Consider the following 16,406-nt stretch of genomic DNA (forward strand, 5'->3'; position numbering starts at 1 on the left):
TGCCATCGTGAGTTATAAGCAATAATCGTGCCGTAAGTGGTTTTTTTTGGTGAGGAGATATTACTTATCGTTAGCTACAAAAGATAGGTCAATATTATTAATACGTTTACGTTTTTTGAACTATTATTTAATAGATTAAGTGTTATAAGAGCATCTATACTCATTTATAAGATAGGATAAATGGAGGGATGGCTATGAACGAGTTAGATATTAAAAATGATCAGTTAGATGATACCGTAAACACGTGGGATCAATTAACGGAGGAACAGCAGCAAGATATATTAGCTCATTTGACTGCTATTCCTTTTGAGTAATTTTTTGCGTTAAAGCGTTCTTTATTTCCTTATTTGGATAATCTAATCCAATGAGGTTTATTTTTTGATACTTTTATAATCATGGTGTCGAAAAACCGTCTTTTTCTTCCTTATCCTTTCTCTATTCTGCAAACTGTTAACTCTATTACATTCTCAAACCTTGCCTTTGTAGTTATTTAATCATTGAGTTAAGTTAATAAAATTATTATAAAAATAATAGACAACGGAATTTGTCGAAAGATATGGAGCAATAGTCACGGATGATATCTTATCTACTCAGACGACTTTTATTGGTTGTCCCTACCTTTATCGGTATTACCTTACTTATCTTTGCTCTCACTCGATTTGTACCGGGTGGGCCTGTTGAGCGCATGTTACTAAGCTTACAAATGCAAGGATCTTCAGAAACTGGCGGAAGCAGCAGTGTGACTGAGGGTAATAATGCTTTATCTGAAGACCAAATCGCTGAGCTCAATGCTTTCTACGGTTTAGATAAACCCGTATTTGAAGCCTATTATGATTGGTTAACTAAATTAGTCGTTCTTGATTTAGGGGAATCGACCCGTTATTACGAACCAGTATGGGACATGATAGCCGAGCGCTTACCTGTCTCTCTCTTTTATGGAGGGATGACCTTTTTACTCAGTTATATGATCTCAATTCCTCTTGGTTATCTCAAAGCGTTAAAGCACGGGTCCATTCTAGATTCTACGTCTTCCATTGCTATTTTCGTTGGCTTTGCCTTACCGGGGTATGTGATTGGTGTTTTCTTAATTAGCTTGTTCAGCTACCAATTAGAATGGTTTCCTATGGGGGGCTTTGTTGGTGATGATTTTGATGACTTCGGCGCTTTTGAACAAATAAAAGATATCCTGTGGCATGCCGTGTTACCTCTATTTTGTTATCTCATTGGTGATTTTGCATTGCTTACCATGACCATGAAAAATAACTTAATGGAAAATTTAGCCTCAGATTATGTGCGCACAGCCATAGCAAAGGGTTTACCGTTTAAAAAAGCGGTTCGTAAGCATGCATTACGAAATAGCTTAATTCCAGTAGCCAGTCATTTTGGTAATTCATTAATGTTCTTTATGACGGGGTCATTTCTAATTGAAGTTATCTTTAATATTGATGGCATTGGATTGTTAGGTTATGAAGCGATCATGGAGCGTGATTACCCTGTCGTCATGGGATTGTTTGCTATCAATGCCACGATGTTGATGCTCGGGAATATTTTATCTGATATTTGTGTTGCTGCGGTTGATCCGCGCGTTAAATTTGGAGCTTAATTATGCCGTCTATTTTAAATTTAAGTCCATTAACACAAAAGAAAATCCAACGATTTAAAGGCATAAAACGTGGATATTGGTCTTTTCTAATTTTATCTTTGTTATTGGTTTTATCGATTTTTGCTGAAGTTTTTGTTAACAGTCGAGCTTTGCTTGTTAGTTATCAAGGCCAGTGGCATTTTCCTACTTATGGTGATGTTACGTCAGGAGAAACCTTTGGCTTAGGGTATGCTCACGAAACCAATTACAGAGAATTACAGCGTAAGTTTGAACAAGAAAGTGACGGTGACTTTGTCATTATGCCAATCGTACCTTGGAATCCTTACGAGCAAGACTTCTCTGGTGATTTCCCACCAACAGAGCCAAGTATTGAAGGACAACATTATCTAGGCACCGATACGATTGGACGAGATATTCTATCGCGCTTGACTTATGGCTTTAGGATTGCGATGGGTTTTGCCCTTATAACATTAGTGATCTCTTATGCGATAGGGGTTTCTGTCGGGTGTGCGATGGGTTTCTTTGGTGGCAAGTTCGATCTGTTTTTCCAACGCTTTATTGAGATTTGGTCTATGGTGCCATTTTTATACGTCATCATGATTTTAGTCTCGATAATGAAGCCAAGCTTTATGCTCTTTACCTTAATTAACGTTATGTTTGGTTGGATGGGAATGACATGGTATATGCGAACCATGACTTATAAAGAAAAAGCCAGAGAATATGTGATGGCAGCAAAAGCGTTAGGGGCGTCTAACTCACGTATTGTATTTCATCATATTTTGCCTAATACCATGGTTATGATCGTCACGTTAGCGCCATTCACCATTGTGGGGAATATAACTGCATTAACGGCATTAGATTATTTAGGATTAGGCCTTATGCCTCCGACACCAAGTTGGGGAGAGCTATTGCAACAAGGGAAATCTAATTTAGATTCACCTTGGATAGCGACGTCAGTTGTGACTGCTATTGTTACGGTATTAATTATGGTGACTTTTATTGGGGAAGGGATACGCGAAGCCTTTGATCCAAAGAAACATACTCGATATGAGTAATCCCATTTAATCGTTTAATGGAATAAATAATAAAAATAGGAAGGGACTTATGACGATAAAAAAGAGACTGGCATTGCTGTCAGCATCAACCGCCGTTTTATTTAGTGCAAATGTATTTTCGGCCGATCTTCCTGCCAATCTAGAGTGGCAGACAAATGATAGAGCCCCCACGTTTGCTTCTTCTCAAGCCTCGTTTGGTGGTACGTTCCGAACCTATACATTGAGTTTTCCACAGACTTTTCGAACAGTAGGGCCAGACTCTAATGGCTCATTCAGAGCATGGATACTAGAAGCAAGCTTGCCACCGCTGATTAAGCACCCTAATACCAATGAGTGGTTGCCAGGTCTTGCTCAATTATGGGCATTTGGTGACGATAATAAAACCGTCTATTTTAAGTTAAATCCCAAAGCGACATGGAGTGATGGCAAGCCAGTTACCGCCGATGATTATCAGTTCATGCTTAAATTAATGCGCTCAACTGATATTGTTGCGCCGTGGTACAACGATTTCTTTACTAATGATATTGCTGACATTATTACCTTTGATAAACACACCATTGCAATTGTGTCAGCAAAAGCACGAAATCGTGATGAGCTTATCGCCTATACCAACTTAATGCCTCGTCCTAAGCACTTCTATGGCGAACCAAAACTCGATGAAAATAACGACGGTATTGATGATAAATTTGTCCGTAAATATAACTTTAAACCAGAGCCCGTGACGGGACCTTACTACATTGACAAAATCAAAAAAGGTAAGAACATCGCCTTCAAACATGTAGGTAAAGATTGGTGGGGGTATGAGAATAAATACAATCAGAATCGCTATAATGTAGAGAAAATCAATATTAAGGTGATCCGCGATGCGGACATTGCGTTAAAGCATTTTGAAAAAGGCAACTTAGATGCGTTTGATTTAGTTCGTCCTGATTTATGGCATGAAAAGTCGAATGGAAAAAATTATCAACATGGCTATATTCAAAAAGCGTGGGTGTATAACCAAACTGCGGTAGGTGCTGGTGGTTTATGGTTGAATACCGCCAAGCCCATGCTAGATGATATCAACGTTCGTAAAGGTATTATGCATGCAACGGATTTTGACATGATGATCGAAAAAGTCCTTCGTGGAGACTATTCTCGTAAACCTAACGGGATGGGATTTGGTCATATTGGCTATGATAATACAGAGATTGAAGCCCCTGAATTTGATGCAAAAAAAGCCATCGAATATTTTGAAAAAGCAGGATTTACAAACATAGGGCCTGATGGTATTCGTCTTAATGATAAAGGCGAGCGTTTGAGTTTTGCGGTGACTTACTCTCAACAGACATTTACTCCACGAGTTGCGGTATTAAAAGAACAAGCGAAGCAAGCAGGATTAGACCTTGAACTGAATCTGATTGATGGTTCGAGTATGTTTAAATACGTGCTTGAGAAAAAGCATGATATTTCCTTCCACAATATGGGTACCAGTGATATCCCCGCTTATTGGGAATACTTTCACTCAGATAATGCCAATAAGCCTCAAACCAATCACTTTACTAACTTTGCTTCAGCAGAATTAGATTCTTTGATCGACTCATTTAAAAATGAATTTGATATAGATAAGAAGCAAGCATTATCTCGTGAGATCCAACAAGTGATTGCCGATGCAAACGTTATTGTTCCTGGTTACATGGTGCCTTATGCGCGTGCGGGTTATTGGCGTTGGATGAAATTACCAGAGCAAATGGCGACCAAGCAGACGGGTTACCTATTTCATGGGTGGGGTTTCTCTCAAACGTTCAGTACTTTTTGGATTGATGAAAAAGCGAAAAAAGAAACCAAGGCGGCAATGAAGTCAGGTAAAACATTTGAGCCTGTCATTATCATTGATGAAACCTATAAGCTGTAGTGCTTATTTCAATAAACTAAAGGCTAGGAGAGGGATCTCCTAGTTAAAAAATAATAATAAAAATAGTGAAGAAGCATATGGAAAGAAAAATTGTATTATCCGTAGAAGATCTAGTGACCGAATTTCAAACGGACGAAGGAACAGTTCGAGTGCTTGATGGTGTGAGCTTTCAAGTACCTAAAGGCAAAACTATTGGGATTGTGGGTGAGTCAGGCTGTGGAAAAAGCGTCACTGCAATGTCGATTATGGGTCTATTACCAAAACCTTATGGCAATGTGGTGGGAGGACGAATTTTATATGGTGAGACAGATTTAGTTCAGTTGAGTCCAGATAAGTTGTATGAAATGCGCGGTAACCGTATTTCAATGATCTTCCAAGACCCGATGACAGCCTTAAACCCAGTACACACTATTGGAAAACAGATTAATGAAGTGCTGGAGCTTCATCGTCCCGATTTAAATAAAAAACAGCGCTTAGCGTACTCCATCGAAATGCTTAAAAAAGTAGGAATGCCCTCTCCAGAGACTCGACTGCATGAGTATCCTCATAATCTATCTGGTGGTATGCGTCAGCGAGTCATGATTGCAATCGCACTCGCCTGTGAGCCCGATATCTTGATTTGTGATGAGCCGACTACGGCATTAGATGTGACTATTCAAGCTCAGTTTTTAGAGCTAATGAAAAATCTGCAAGATGAAACGGGCATGTCGATTATTTTCATTACTCATGACTTAGGTGTTGTCGCTGAAATATGTGATGAGGTGGTGGTGATGTATGCGGGAAGAGTGGCTGAACAAGCGGGTATCTTTGAGTTATTTGATAACCCAACGCACCCATACACAAAAGGGTTGATGTCCTCAATGCCAAGCCTGAGCCTTCAATCAAAAACAGAGCTTGAAACGATTCAAGGTACCGTACCTTCTTTAAGTGACATGCCAAGCGGCTGTCGTTTTTCGACTCGTTGTAAATACAAGCAAGATAAGTGTGGATCTGAAGTTCCAATGATGAGTGAGGTTGGATTATTGCATCAAGTGAGTTGTCATTTTAGTAACGCATTAGTGATTAATAATGAGGTGATAAAATGAGTGAGTTATTGAGAGTTGATGATCTCAAGCAGTATTTTTACTCAGGTAAAGGGATCTTTAATAAAGGCTATGTGGTTCATGCGGTTGATGGTGTTTCTTTAAGTGTGAATAAAGGCGATACTCTGGGGTTAGTTGGAGAGTCGGGTTGTGGTAAAAGTACTCTTGGTCGCAGTTTATTAAGGCTATTTGAACCAACGGCTGGGCGTATTTTTTTTGAAGGGAAAGATATTACTCATCTTGGCAATAAAGAAATGCGCTCACTTCGTCAAGAGATGCAGATTATTTTCCAAGATCCAACCGAATCATTAAACCCTCGTCACACTATTGAAATGATTTTGGAAGAGCCTTTTGTTATTCATAAGGTTGGGACAAAAGAAGAACGTAAGCAATGGATTGAAGAGTTATTGATAAAAGTGGGTTTGCCAATAAGTGCGGCAACCCGTTATCCTCACGAGTTTTCTGGCGGGCAGAAACAACGTATTGGCATTGCTAGAGCGATAGCATTAAAACCAAAGTTGATTGTGTGTGATGAGTCAGTATCTGCATTAGATGTCTCTGTTCAAGCGCAAATTGTAAATCTATTATTGGACTTACAGCGAGAGATGAATCTAGCATTAATTTTTATTGCTCACGATCTCTCTGTGGTTAAGCATATCTCAGATAAAGTAGCGGTAATGTATTTAGGGAAGATTGTTGAATATGGCAATTCTGAAACACTTTATCATTCGCCTAAACATCCTTATACCGAGGCTCTATTATCTGCTATTCCTGTTTCTCATCCTAGATTTAGAGGGAAAGAACGAATTATTTTGACTGGCGATGTACCCTCACCGATCAATCCTCCAAAGGGCTGCCGATTTTCAACAAGGTGCCCAAAAGCAGAAGATAAATGTTTTATTGATGAGCCACAAAGACAGATATTAAGTGTTCAGAAGCATGAAGTTGCTTGTCATTTATATAAATGAATATCTTTTTTTAAACATTCTTTTTTATGGGTTCATAAATTTAATTCTATGAACCATAAGTAACAATATAGCGATTCGGCTTATGATTCATGGCAAGTACAATGTTTAATACAATAGCGCCAAGCACGGAAACGACAAGTAACCAAGGTGTGATAAAGAAAAAAGAGGCACTTAAAATAAATAAGTCGATTACCATTTGCACTTTACCAACGGAGATGCCAAATTTTTCTTGTATTAACAAACATAAAACATTAAAGCCACCTAAGCTTGAGCGGTGTCTAAATAAAATTAACATCCCTAATCCCATCAACAGACCTCCAGCAATAGCGCAATAAATATCATTGATATGGTCAACAGAAATCATCATATTCAAATGGTCGGTCATAATAGAAACAAGACCACCAGAAATTAAACTGGTTATTGCAAATCGTTTCCCAAATCGCTGCCAAGCTAAGGCATAAAACGGTAAGTTACATACAAAATATAAAATACCAAAGCTGATCCCACTCATTTGACTGATTAACAACGCGAGCCCAGTTGTACCACCAGTTAATAGGTTGGCCGATTGTAAAAAGAAAATACCTTGAGAGACTAGGAAAGTGCCCGTCAAAATGGCAATAACATCTTCCTTGTGCGTGTGTTTTATTTTTTCCATAACAATATAAGTCTATTTATTAATACCAATAAAATAATGCTCGCAAGAATAGTGTGATTCTGAATTTATGCAATTGCTTATGGATAAATACGACACTGCTTTTGTAGTAAACCCTTTACATAGTGTAAAGCTAAGAATTGACAGCTTGCATCAATTCGAGCGGAGATTATGAGTCTTGTTCATGTTGATAATGAGTAATCTGCAACAAAAATAACAAAGAAAAGTACTATTTAGGGTATCTGATCCAGATCAAATTATGTAGAATACATCGCAGTTAAGACTAGTGACGTAATCGTTTGCGTTACTGGGCTATTTTTGGGTTTTATATTTATCTGAGTCAGGAGATACAGATGCTTAAGCGTGATATGAACATTGCAGATTACGATGCAGACTTGTTTGCAGCAATCCAGGAAGAGACAGTACGTCAAGAAGAGCATATCGAGCTGATTGCTTCTGAAAACTACACTAGCCCACGAGTGATGGAAGCTCAAGGTTCACAACTAACAAACAAATACGCAGAAGGTTACCCAGGTAAGCGTTACTACGGTGGCTGTGAATTCGTTGATAAAGTTGAAACATTGGCTATCAACCGTGCATGTGAATTGTTTGGCGCAGAGTACGCAAACGTACAACCACACTCTGGTTCTCAAGCGAACAATGCCGTTTACATGGCACTACTAAACGCTGGCGATACAGTGTTAGGTATGAGCCTTGCTCACGGTGGTCACTTAACTCACGGTTCTCCAGTAAACTTCTCTGGTAAGCTTTACAACATTATTCCTTACGGTATTGATGACGCGGGTCAAATTGACTACGAAGAAATGGAAGCTCTAGCAATAGAACATAAACCTAAGATGATTATCGGTGGTTTCTCTGCTTACTCTCAAATTTGTGATTGGGCGCGTATGCGTGAAATCGCAGATAAAGTTGGTGCTTACTTTTTCGTTGATATGGCTCACGTAGCGGGTCTTATTGCTGCTGGTGTTTACCCTAACCCAGTACCACACGCTCACGTAGTAACAACAACAACGCATAAAACATTGGCTGGTCCTCGTGGTGGTCTTATTCTTTCTAACGAAGGCGAAGATCTTTACAAGAAACTGAACTCAGCCGTATTCCCTGGTGGTCAAGGTGGCCCTCTAATGCACGTTATCGCTGGTAAAGCGGTTGCATTTAAAGAAGCTCTTGAGCCTGAGTTTAAAGAATACCAGGTTCGTGTTGTTGCTAATGCAAAAGCAATGGTTGCCGAGTTTCTTGCTCGTGGTTACAACATCGTTTCAGGCTCTACTGAAAACCACCTGTTCTTAGTTGATTTAATCGACAAAGACATCACTGGTAAAGAAGCAGATGCAGCACTAGGTTCAGCTAACATCACTGTTAACAAGAACTCAGTACCAAACGATCCACGTAGCCCATTTGTTACTTCTGGTATCCGTGTTGGTTCTCCTTCAATTACTCGTCGTGGCTTCACAGAAGAAGACGCGAAGAACCTTGCTGGCTGGATGTGTGACATTCTAGATAATATGGGTGATGAGTCTGTTATCGAAGCAACAAAAGTAAAAGTATTAGAAATTTGTAAGCGTCTACCTGTATACGCTTAATCTCTAAATCTGCTTTAAATATTAAGAAGGCCAGCCTCGTTAGGTTGGCCTTTTTTTTGCCTAAAAATTAGTAAGTTATTAATAGTTGTATTAGTTATTCTGAATGATTTATATACATAGGAGAAACTAACTGCGTATTATTCATGAATTCAATGTAAATTAACTTCTCTTTCATGATTCTTATTCTATTTCTGTATTATTTTTGAGAATACGGGTAAATAAATGTGTTATGTTTCGATCTTAGTGGACTGGACAGAGAGTCTCAGCACTTTTAAAAGGTTGAATTATGAGTAAGAAATTATTATTAGCATCGTTGATATCAATGCTGCTTGCTGGCTGTAATCAAGAAGAAATAAATATAAATGGAACTATTCCAGATACTGGTGGTGACGGTGGAATCACTCCGCCAACAACACCAGATCCCGAACCAGAAAGTATCCCATACCGTTTTACATTAACTAGTGGTACAAATCCTATAGTTGGTGCTACGTGTGACGGAATTAAATCTGATAACGCCGGACTGGTTGCTCTTGAGTATGAAGATGATTCACCACCATCAAGTATTGCGTGTTCTATTGACGGAACACCTTTAGCTACATTTGATCTTTCTGAAACAAGATCAAATATAATCAGTCTTGATCTTGAATTAGATAGTGATATATCTTCTCTTAAAAAAGAAACTAATGGTCATGCCTTAGCAAATATTCAGTCATTATTAAGAACCGTCGATGCTGATGGTGTTGACTCGAATGGTTATCAGTTTATTGATGGTGATAAAAGTTCGACAAACTTTATAGCGCATCAAAAGGATGCATTAGAGAAAAGTGCGGATCTTTTTTTAAAAGATAATATTGGTATTTTAAAAGATGATAAACCAGCCGGTGTTGAGCCTGGTCATGGTACAGATGTTGAGCCTGTTGTTACTCCAGGTAACGATGATGTTACTGGCGGTAGTGGTATTATTAGTTCAAATGCAGAAAAACTATATGAATATGTGCCAGAGGTTGCTGTACCTGAAAAATCGATATTAGTATTTGATGGTCAACCTGTTGTTGGAGTTGAATATTACGGCCCGACATATCGTGGTAAAACTGACGAAGATGGTTCATTTGAATATAACTGGGGTGACGAAGTTACTTTTGGTATTCAAGCATTAACATTAGGTTCCATTAAAGCCAAAGGGCTAGATATTCAACTTGGTGCTTTAGCTGCTGATCCAAGTAAGTCAAAGAATGTCGAGAACCTGATTAAGCAATTTGATAAAACCCATTCATCTCCTTGGGCTATAGAATCAGATGTGCATGAGCGTTTTGCATTAGAATCAAATAATATTGTTGAGTTAATTAACATGAACTTGGTGAATGCTGATATATCAAGTTTTGATCCAAGTTTTGGCATACCTCCAAAGATTGAAGATGAATTCATCGCTCAATTTGAAGAAGGTGGTAGTGCATTTGATATCGTTTCTTCATTAGAATTGACGCCGATTAATGCTGATAGTTATACGTTTTCACCTTATGTAAGTTTGCGTAGTGTGAATCGTGCTGAAACAGCATCTCAAGCATTATTAACAATGATGGGGCAGAATGATGAAGACGTTAAGAATGACGTTACGCATTTTCATGTTTTTGGCAATCAAAATGATGGTTATAATTTACCAACCCCTCACGCCGCTACCTTTATTAATATAGATAATAATGCGGCACCGGTAGTGATGCCTCGTAGTGATTTAAATGCTTACATTCCGTTTGGTCAGTTAGCGGTAACAGATAAGTTTAGTCGTCCATTTTTTGATTTAGCTAACGAACCGAGTAAAACACCAACTTATATTGATGCTAAAAATAAAACGCATTGGAATTTAAATGGTCAATCAGTTGCTGCTGATTCGCTTGAAAGTTCGTACAAGATGAACAAAGAAACAGCAACGTTTGAATTGCCATTTGTTGTATCAGGAAAAATTGGTGAAGGTAAAGTTTTAGTACTTGGTAACTCTCTGTACAATTCTATTTTAGTCTGTCCTGAAAATTACAGCTTTAATGCAAGTATTAATAAAGAAGGGATTTGTTCAAACAGTAATGGTATGACTGATAGTTTGGATATGTTTAACTTTTTTGTTAATGCATTTAATTGGTTGGATACTAAAAAATCGAATCAAGATATTCAAATAGCAACGAATCGTGCGGAAGTTGATTTTGCTCGTATTAGTGGTTCAGCGTCTCATCCATTTCAATTAAACGAGAGCTTTAAGGCTTTAGGGTTTGGATTGGAGTCTGATGTTTCTCCACAAGGTTTAGATGTAGCTAGTACGCCAATTTATATTTTACAGGCTTACCCTACATTAGGTGGGAATACAGACCGTCCAGATTACGAAAACCCATTAATTAATGAAGATGAAGTAAACGCCTTAATTGATTATGTGAATGAGGGGGGTAGTGTATTGATTATGGAGAGTTTATATAATCGTAATTTACCCGTTTTAGGTCGCTTCTTAGATACTGCTGGTATCAGTGCTATTGGTCGTAATAATGTGGTTAAATTTGTAGGTAAACTACCTAGTAACTTTATTGCGAAATTGGGTGAAGGCAGTACATCATTACGACCTGTTTATACCGAAGAAGTGTATGTACTTGAAGGTTTAGCATTTGAGGCGACTTCGGTTGATGGTAACGATATTCCTGAGAAAGGATATAAGTACGATAAAGCCACCAATACGTATTCTTGGGGTGATAAATCTATTAATAATAAAGCGATTCTTCGTGCGATGTTCCGTCCACAACAAGTGCGAGATGATCAATATGATAATGCAAATAAGCTGTGCCTATTTCAGTTTGATGGTAGTGGTAATAAATTGACAGGAGATGCTCTTGTTTCTTGTATTAACTTGGAATTGCATCGTTTAGCTCAAGAAGGGTTAGAAAAATGGATATCTGATGTTCAAGCTATTTATGAAGTACCTATGTGTACAAATAATGATTACCAATATCAGCTAGATTGTATTGAACGTCGTGAAGGTAATGGAATTCCTATTTCTAAAACAACCTACCCTGGCGCAAATGATATGGTACAAGCTTTTGCTCGCTTACCAATGAGTGAAGATGTATCAAAGGCTATGATTGCAGCTGCAAATATGGGAACTAATCTAACGGATCTTTATCAGCATGAACTGTATTACCGTACTGGTGGTAGAGAAGGTGTTCGTTTGAGTGGTATTGATGTAGACCGTATTTATAACAATCTTTCTGCTTGGATGTGGAATAACGAGCAATATCGTTACGATAGCTCAACGAATGATCAGTTTGGTCATAAAACCGTAGTGGAATTCTTAAACTGTTACTCAAATGATAGCTATCAAAATCCTGAGTTTGATTCAATTAGTTGTCCTGAAGATCTAAAAGCTGAAATGTTAGCTAAAGGGTTTTTAGTGGCGGTTGATGGGGTAAATCAATTAAACCCATCTTACCCATTAAACTACATGGAAAAACCACTAACGCGAATGATGCTAGGCCGTTCATATTTTGATGTCGATGCAAAGAATGGAGCTGCAAAAGATCGTGGTGTTCTGGTTGATGTACGCTCTTACCCGGGTGTAGCGACAACCACTACGCCTGCTAAAAACATCACAATTCATAAAGGTTCTCGTCAATCTGCTGGAGTATGGATCCCTGCTCGTGAAGTAGCTTATGTACATGGTTTAAGTGCGGATGATACTGTCATGGTAGCTATGGCTGACAATCTAACCGGTCGAGTTAACCATGAAATGGCGTTAAATCGCCCACCTCGTGTAAGCATGAGCTTTAATGGTACGGAAGCTGCAAATGGTTTCAAAGTGCCTTATGGTGGTTCAGTATATATCACTCTTGGTTCTAAAGAATCAGCAAAAGTTAGTTTTGATGGTTCGGCAGTAGCAGCGCCAATGTTTACAATGACATCAGCTACAGACGGTAAATGGATAACATCACCAGATAAAACTGATGCTCCAATTACGGAAATTGTGGGTAATCGTTTTAGTTACACAACAACAACTGCGGGGATTAAAGGTCACTCAGAAGCCGATGTTCTAACAATGGCAAAACAATTTGATTTGTTTACTATTGGAGCAAATGAATTTTATGGGCGTGATGAAGTAGCCGGTATTCACCAGATGTTTACTGATGCGGCTCCACAATTAGAATATCAAAATATGCGTTTGGTAGATGATGTTCAAATCTCAATCGGTTCTGCGCATTCAGGTTATCCTGTGATGAGTTCTAGTTTCCCCCGTAAAAAAGTATCGTCGTTATTTGAAGCAACGAATGATTGGATGTTAGGTCATGAAATTGGTCATAACCAAGCAGCCAATTGGTTAAATGTTGCAGGTGCTGGTGAAACGGCAAATAACGTATTGGCACTGTATACTCAAGATCGTAATACAGGTGATATGCCGCGTATTAAAGTATCAATTACGAATGCAACAGAGTGGGCAAATGGAACAAATCCATGGGCTGACGGAACAAATGCAGATCGACTAAACTTTTTTGGTCAATTGAAGGTTTGGGCTGAAGATAACTTTGATATTGCCCAATGGGAATCTGATGCTAAGTTAGCAGAAGAGCATAGTATTTATAATAAGAATGAAGCAGGTCAATATGATCAAGGTTGGAATTTCTATAAATACTTACATCGAGCAGCGCGTATGCCTGCTACTTTCACTGAAGGTAAAAAGACGAATAAAGTTAACTATTGTTCGTCGGAGTTTGCTCAGTCAAAGAGTTTATCTAACCAAGATATGATGATGATCTGTTCTTCATTCTTAACAGGTAAAGATATTGAAACTTTCTTTACTGAATGGAAGTTTGGTGAATCGAAAGTAACTCTGCAAAGTGGTGATAAATACTCTGAAGGAATTAGTAAAGCTGCTTTAGCTGTCATGGAAGATATGCGTAAGCAAGATGTTATCGTTAAATCAAAGACATCGCCATTAACAATCAATGCGACTAAATCAAAAGAAGTAATGTTACCTCAAGTTCCATACTTTAATTAATATGTAGTCATAAACTAAAGCCCCCGGACCATCACGGTTCGGGGGCTTTTTATTACCAGTAAGTAAATTAAAACTTACTTATTAATATTAATCAACGCGCCAGATTTACATTGGAAAGTATAGTAACGGCTTGTTTCATTAAATTTACCTAGACCTTCACCAGTACAGTAATCCACATTAATATCGCGCATTACCTCTAATGTTTTTTCATTGTTTAGTTGGAACTTAGAGCCATCGCTACAGATGATACGAACACGGCCATCATCACTTACTGAATAGACTTTTACTTCCGTATTACATAGCTCAAAAGACGCATCTTGATAGTTATCTTGTTGTTTTGGAGTACTGCTACAACCGGCTAAAACAAGTGCAAAAGCACACGCTAGACTGATCTTTTTCATTTTGATTATTCCTTTAAGCTAAATTATCTTTTAAATATATCTTGTAACTCTTTGGATTGCGAGTTTATGCCAGATAAATCAGCTTAGACCTTAATCGTATTGATTTGAATTGTTAACTCAGACATCGTTTGTTCGATATTCATCATTTCATTTTCAAGATGATGAATAAGATCATTGGTGCCATTTGCTAATGAGGCTAAATCTTCAATGTCAGCATTAACAGAATTTGCAGTTTCAGATTGCTCTAATGTGGCGGCTGAAATACTGGTATTAAAATTGTCGATGTCAGTAACAGCAGAGTGCAATGAATCAATAAAAGTGGATGAGTAATTAACGTTATCTTGAGTTTTATTACTCAGTTCTTTACTGTGTTCCATTAGTTCAAAAGCCTGCTTTGCACTTGTACCAATAGAATCGAGTAGTTGACGAATATCACCAGTCGCTTCTTGGCTACGTTGAGCAAGCTTTCGTACCTCATCAGCAACAACGGCAAAACCTCGGCCTTGTTCTCCTGCGCGAGCGGCTTCAATGGCTGCATTTAACGCTAATAAATTAGTTTGCTCAGAAACGGAAGTAATCGTGTCCAAAATCTCAGAAACATTTAATGTTTGTTTTTCAAGAGTTTCTACATGCTTATGAGTATTGATAATGCTGTGATGTAAGTCATTTACAATAGTTGTCGTTGTTTTTGTGTGATTTCTACACTCACTTGCGTGATTGGTCGCTTGAGTTGTGGTTCCATGAGCGTTATTGGTGACACTTGCAATCTCAGAGCTAGTTTGTGCCATTTCAGTCATCGCCGTCGCAATGCTGTCACAGTGAGTTAAGGTGGTTTGGCTTGATTGAGTTGCTTTTTTTAGGTGGTGACTTAATGAATTAAGTTCGTTCTGAGTCTTAGAGGTAACGATATGAGCCGCTCGTAAAGGTAATGAAATACTTTCAATTAAAGAGTTAATGTCTTTTGCTATGTCATCAAATTCATCCTCCCCATTATCATCTAAGGTTAGCGTTAAATCCTTGGTTGCTGAGATCTCATTGATACGAAGGCTGAATATGGTCATTCGTTTACTGATTGAGCGTGTTGTTATAAGGCTCATTATTGTAATCGGAAGGATCAGTAGTAGTGCGATAGCAATATAGATATTACGAATGAATTTTGCATCATTCATCGTACCGTTAGCCGCCGCATTTAACTTTTTAGATATGTCATCAGTAATCGCTTTGATTAAGCCGATACGTTGAGTTGCTAATGGAAACCAATCACTAGCCGCTGGGCCATTTAATTTGTTCAAATTATCTTTTTGAGATAAGTAGTTATTTTGAATAGTAGATACTTTTTGCCAAGTAGCTGAGCGAGAAGTTGAATTGAATTGCTCGATAAAAAATGGAGATAGAACAGAGCTTGCTTGGCGAATAGCGAGGGATTCCGTTGTTAGATAATTATTAATGTCAGCGTATGTATCTAAACTTGATTTCTTCCCTGCAAATGCCCCATTTAATGCCCCTCTTACTTTACCTGCTTCTTCTTTTACTTGTAGTAAAGCGGAAAGTCCGAGCATTTCGTTACGCAGTTCTTGAGAATTAATATTACCAATGATTACAGAGATAGAATCAAGAGAAAGTTGATTAAGCATCGAGTAATAAACAAAAGGAGATTGGGTGATGCGTAAACTATCCACTTGAGTTCGAATCGATGGTTTATTGTTTAGTTGTGAGGTGATATCTGATAATAAGGTACTAACCATACTCTTATCTAAATACACCGCGTTGAAATTACGTAATGTTTTCTCTGAGAGATCAGATTTTTTACGTTGTTGTATTAATTTTTCTTTGCCTGATTGGCCTTTTGTCGCAATAAACCCAGCTGTTAATCCACGTTCGACTGCAAAATTGTGTGCCATGTTATCTAAAGCGTTAAAAAGAGAAACTGCTTCAAGAGAATAATTTGCGTTATAAACATTTTTATTTTCTTGCATTAAAAGTTGAATAAGAAAAACGGAGATAATCAATGTTGGCAAGATCGATATGATTAACAAGCGGAGCTTAATACTTTTAAAAATAGACAGCGTCATAGATAACCTTTTAAATGTGTAGTGATATGCATGTTTATCGGCAAAATTAATTGAT

At 38.0% G+C, this 16,406-nt stretch carries 10 protein-coding genes; 7 read left to right on the plus strand and 3 right to left on the minus strand.

What is annotated here, in order from left to right; all coding sequences use genetic code 11:
- Nucleotides 1-574 precede the first annotated feature (574 nt).
- The 5 genes from Q1K78_RS02825 to Q1K78_RS02845 all read left to right on the plus strand — a co-directional run bounded on the left by Q1K78_RS02825 (nucleotide 575) and on the right by Q1K78_RS02845 (nucleotide 6,602).
- Complete coding sequence (locus Q1K78_RS02825) at nucleotides 575-1,603, plus strand: ABC transporter permease (protein WP_300174217.1); 1,029 nt, start codon at nucleotides 575-577, stop codon at nucleotides 1,601-1,603.
- An 11-nt stretch (nucleotides 1,604-1,614) separates the two neighbouring features.
- Nucleotides 1,615-2,658 (plus strand): ABC transporter permease subunit, encoded by a 1,044-nt coding sequence (locus Q1K78_RS02830; RefSeq protein ID WP_300174348.1) that lies wholly within the window; start codon nucleotides 1,615-1,617, stop codon nucleotides 2,656-2,658.
- 49 nt (nucleotides 2,659-2,707) lie between these two features.
- Entirely contained in the window at nucleotides 2,708-4,552 is a 1,845-nt protein-coding gene (locus tag Q1K78_RS02835) for an extracellular solute-binding protein (RefSeq protein WP_300174219.1), read from the plus strand.
- 77 nt (nucleotides 4,553-4,629) lie between these two features.
- Nucleotides 4,630-5,637, plus strand: coding sequence for an ABC transporter ATP-binding protein (locus Q1K78_RS02840; RefSeq protein WP_300174221.1), 1,008 nt, complete (start codon nucleotides 4,630-4,632; stop codon nucleotides 5,635-5,637).
- Nucleotides 5,634-6,602 (plus strand): dipeptide ABC transporter ATP-binding protein, encoded by a 969-nt coding sequence (locus Q1K78_RS02845; RefSeq protein WP_300174223.1) that lies wholly within the window; start codon nucleotides 5,634-5,636, stop codon nucleotides 6,600-6,602. Before Q1K78_RS02840 ends, Q1K78_RS02845 begins: the two co-directional genes overlap by 4 nt.
- A gap of 46 nt (nucleotides 6,603-6,648) precedes the next feature.
- On the opposite strand, the gene Q1K78_RS02850 is transcribed toward Q1K78_RS02845, so the two are convergent.
- Nucleotides 6,649-7,257, minus strand: coding sequence for a YitT family protein (locus Q1K78_RS02850; protein WP_300174225.1), 609 nt, complete (start codon nucleotides 7,255-7,257; stop codon nucleotides 6,649-6,651).
- 350 nt (nucleotides 7,258-7,607) lie between these two features.
- On the opposite strand from Q1K78_RS02850, the gene glyA reads away from it, so the two are divergent.
- Together glyA and Q1K78_RS02860 are read left to right on the plus strand one after the other, a co-directional pair.
- Nucleotides 7,608-8,858 carry a serine hydroxymethyltransferase gene (gene glyA, locus Q1K78_RS02855; protein WP_300174227.1) on the plus strand — a complete coding sequence of 417 codons (1,251 nt, stop codon included), beginning with the start codon at nucleotides 7,608-7,610 and terminating at the stop codon, nucleotides 8,856-8,858.
- A 286-nt stretch (nucleotides 8,859-9,144) separates the two neighbouring features.
- Complete coding sequence (locus Q1K78_RS02860) at nucleotides 9,145-13,878, plus strand: SslE/AcfD family lipoprotein zinc metalloprotease (RefSeq protein WP_300174229.1); 4,734 nt, start codon at nucleotides 9,145-9,147, stop codon at nucleotides 13,876-13,878.
- Between the two features lie 74 nt (nucleotides 13,879-13,952).
- On the opposite strand, the gene Q1K78_RS02865 is transcribed toward Q1K78_RS02860, so the two are convergent.
- Together Q1K78_RS02865 and Q1K78_RS02870 are read right to left on the minus strand one after the other, a co-directional pair.
- Nucleotides 13,953-14,279, minus strand: a complete 327-nt coding sequence (locus tag Q1K78_RS02865) for a hypothetical protein (RefSeq protein ID WP_300174231.1) — start codon at nucleotides 14,277-14,279, stop codon at nucleotides 13,953-13,955.
- Between the two features lie 83 nt (nucleotides 14,280-14,362).
- A complete protein-coding gene (locus tag Q1K78_RS02870) occupies nucleotides 14,363-16,351 on the minus strand; it encodes a methyl-accepting chemotaxis protein (protein WP_300174233.1) in 1,989 nt (662 codons plus the stop codon).
- Nucleotides 16,352-16,406 lie beyond the last annotated feature (55 nt).

The sequence above is a fragment of the uncultured Aliivibrio sp. genome, assembly GCF_946479765.1.
Taxonomy (GTDB): domain Bacteria; phylum Pseudomonadota; class Gammaproteobacteria; order Enterobacterales; family Vibrionaceae; genus Aliivibrio.

Excerpts from the sequence above, each read along its gene's own strand:
- Q1K78_RS02825 (WP_300174217.1), top strand. The coding sequence starts at position 575 with ATGATATCTTATCTACTCAGACGACTTTTATTGGTTGTCCCTACCTTT.
- Q1K78_RS02835 (WP_300174219.1), top strand. The coding sequence starts at position 2,708 with ATGACGATAAAAAAGAGACTGGCATTGCTGTCAGCATCAACCGCCGTT.
- Q1K78_RS02840 (WP_300174221.1), top strand. The coding sequence starts at position 4,630 with ATGGAAAGAAAAATTGTATTATCCGTAGAAGATCTAGTGACCGAATTT.
- Q1K78_RS02845 (WP_300174223.1), top strand. The coding sequence starts at position 5,634 with ATGAGTGAGTTATTGAGAGTTGATGATCTCAAGCAGTATTTTTACTCA.
- Q1K78_RS02850 (WP_300174225.1), bottom strand. The coding sequence starts at position 7,257 with ATGGAAAAAATAAAACACACGCACAAGGAAGATGTTATTGCCATTTTG.
- glyA (WP_300174227.1), top strand. The coding sequence starts at position 7,608 with ATGCTTAAGCGTGATATGAACATTGCAGATTACGATGCAGACTTGTTT.
- Q1K78_RS02860 (WP_300174229.1), top strand. The coding sequence starts at position 9,145 with ATGAGTAAGAAATTATTATTAGCATCGTTGATATCAATGCTGCTTGCT.
- Q1K78_RS02865 (WP_300174231.1), bottom strand. The coding sequence starts at position 14,279 with ATGAAAAAGATCAGTCTAGCGTGTGCTTTTGCACTTGTTTTAGCCGGT.
- Q1K78_RS02870 (WP_300174233.1), bottom strand. The coding sequence starts at position 16,351 with ATGACGCTGTCTATTTTTAAAAGTATTAAGCTCCGCTTGTTAATCATA.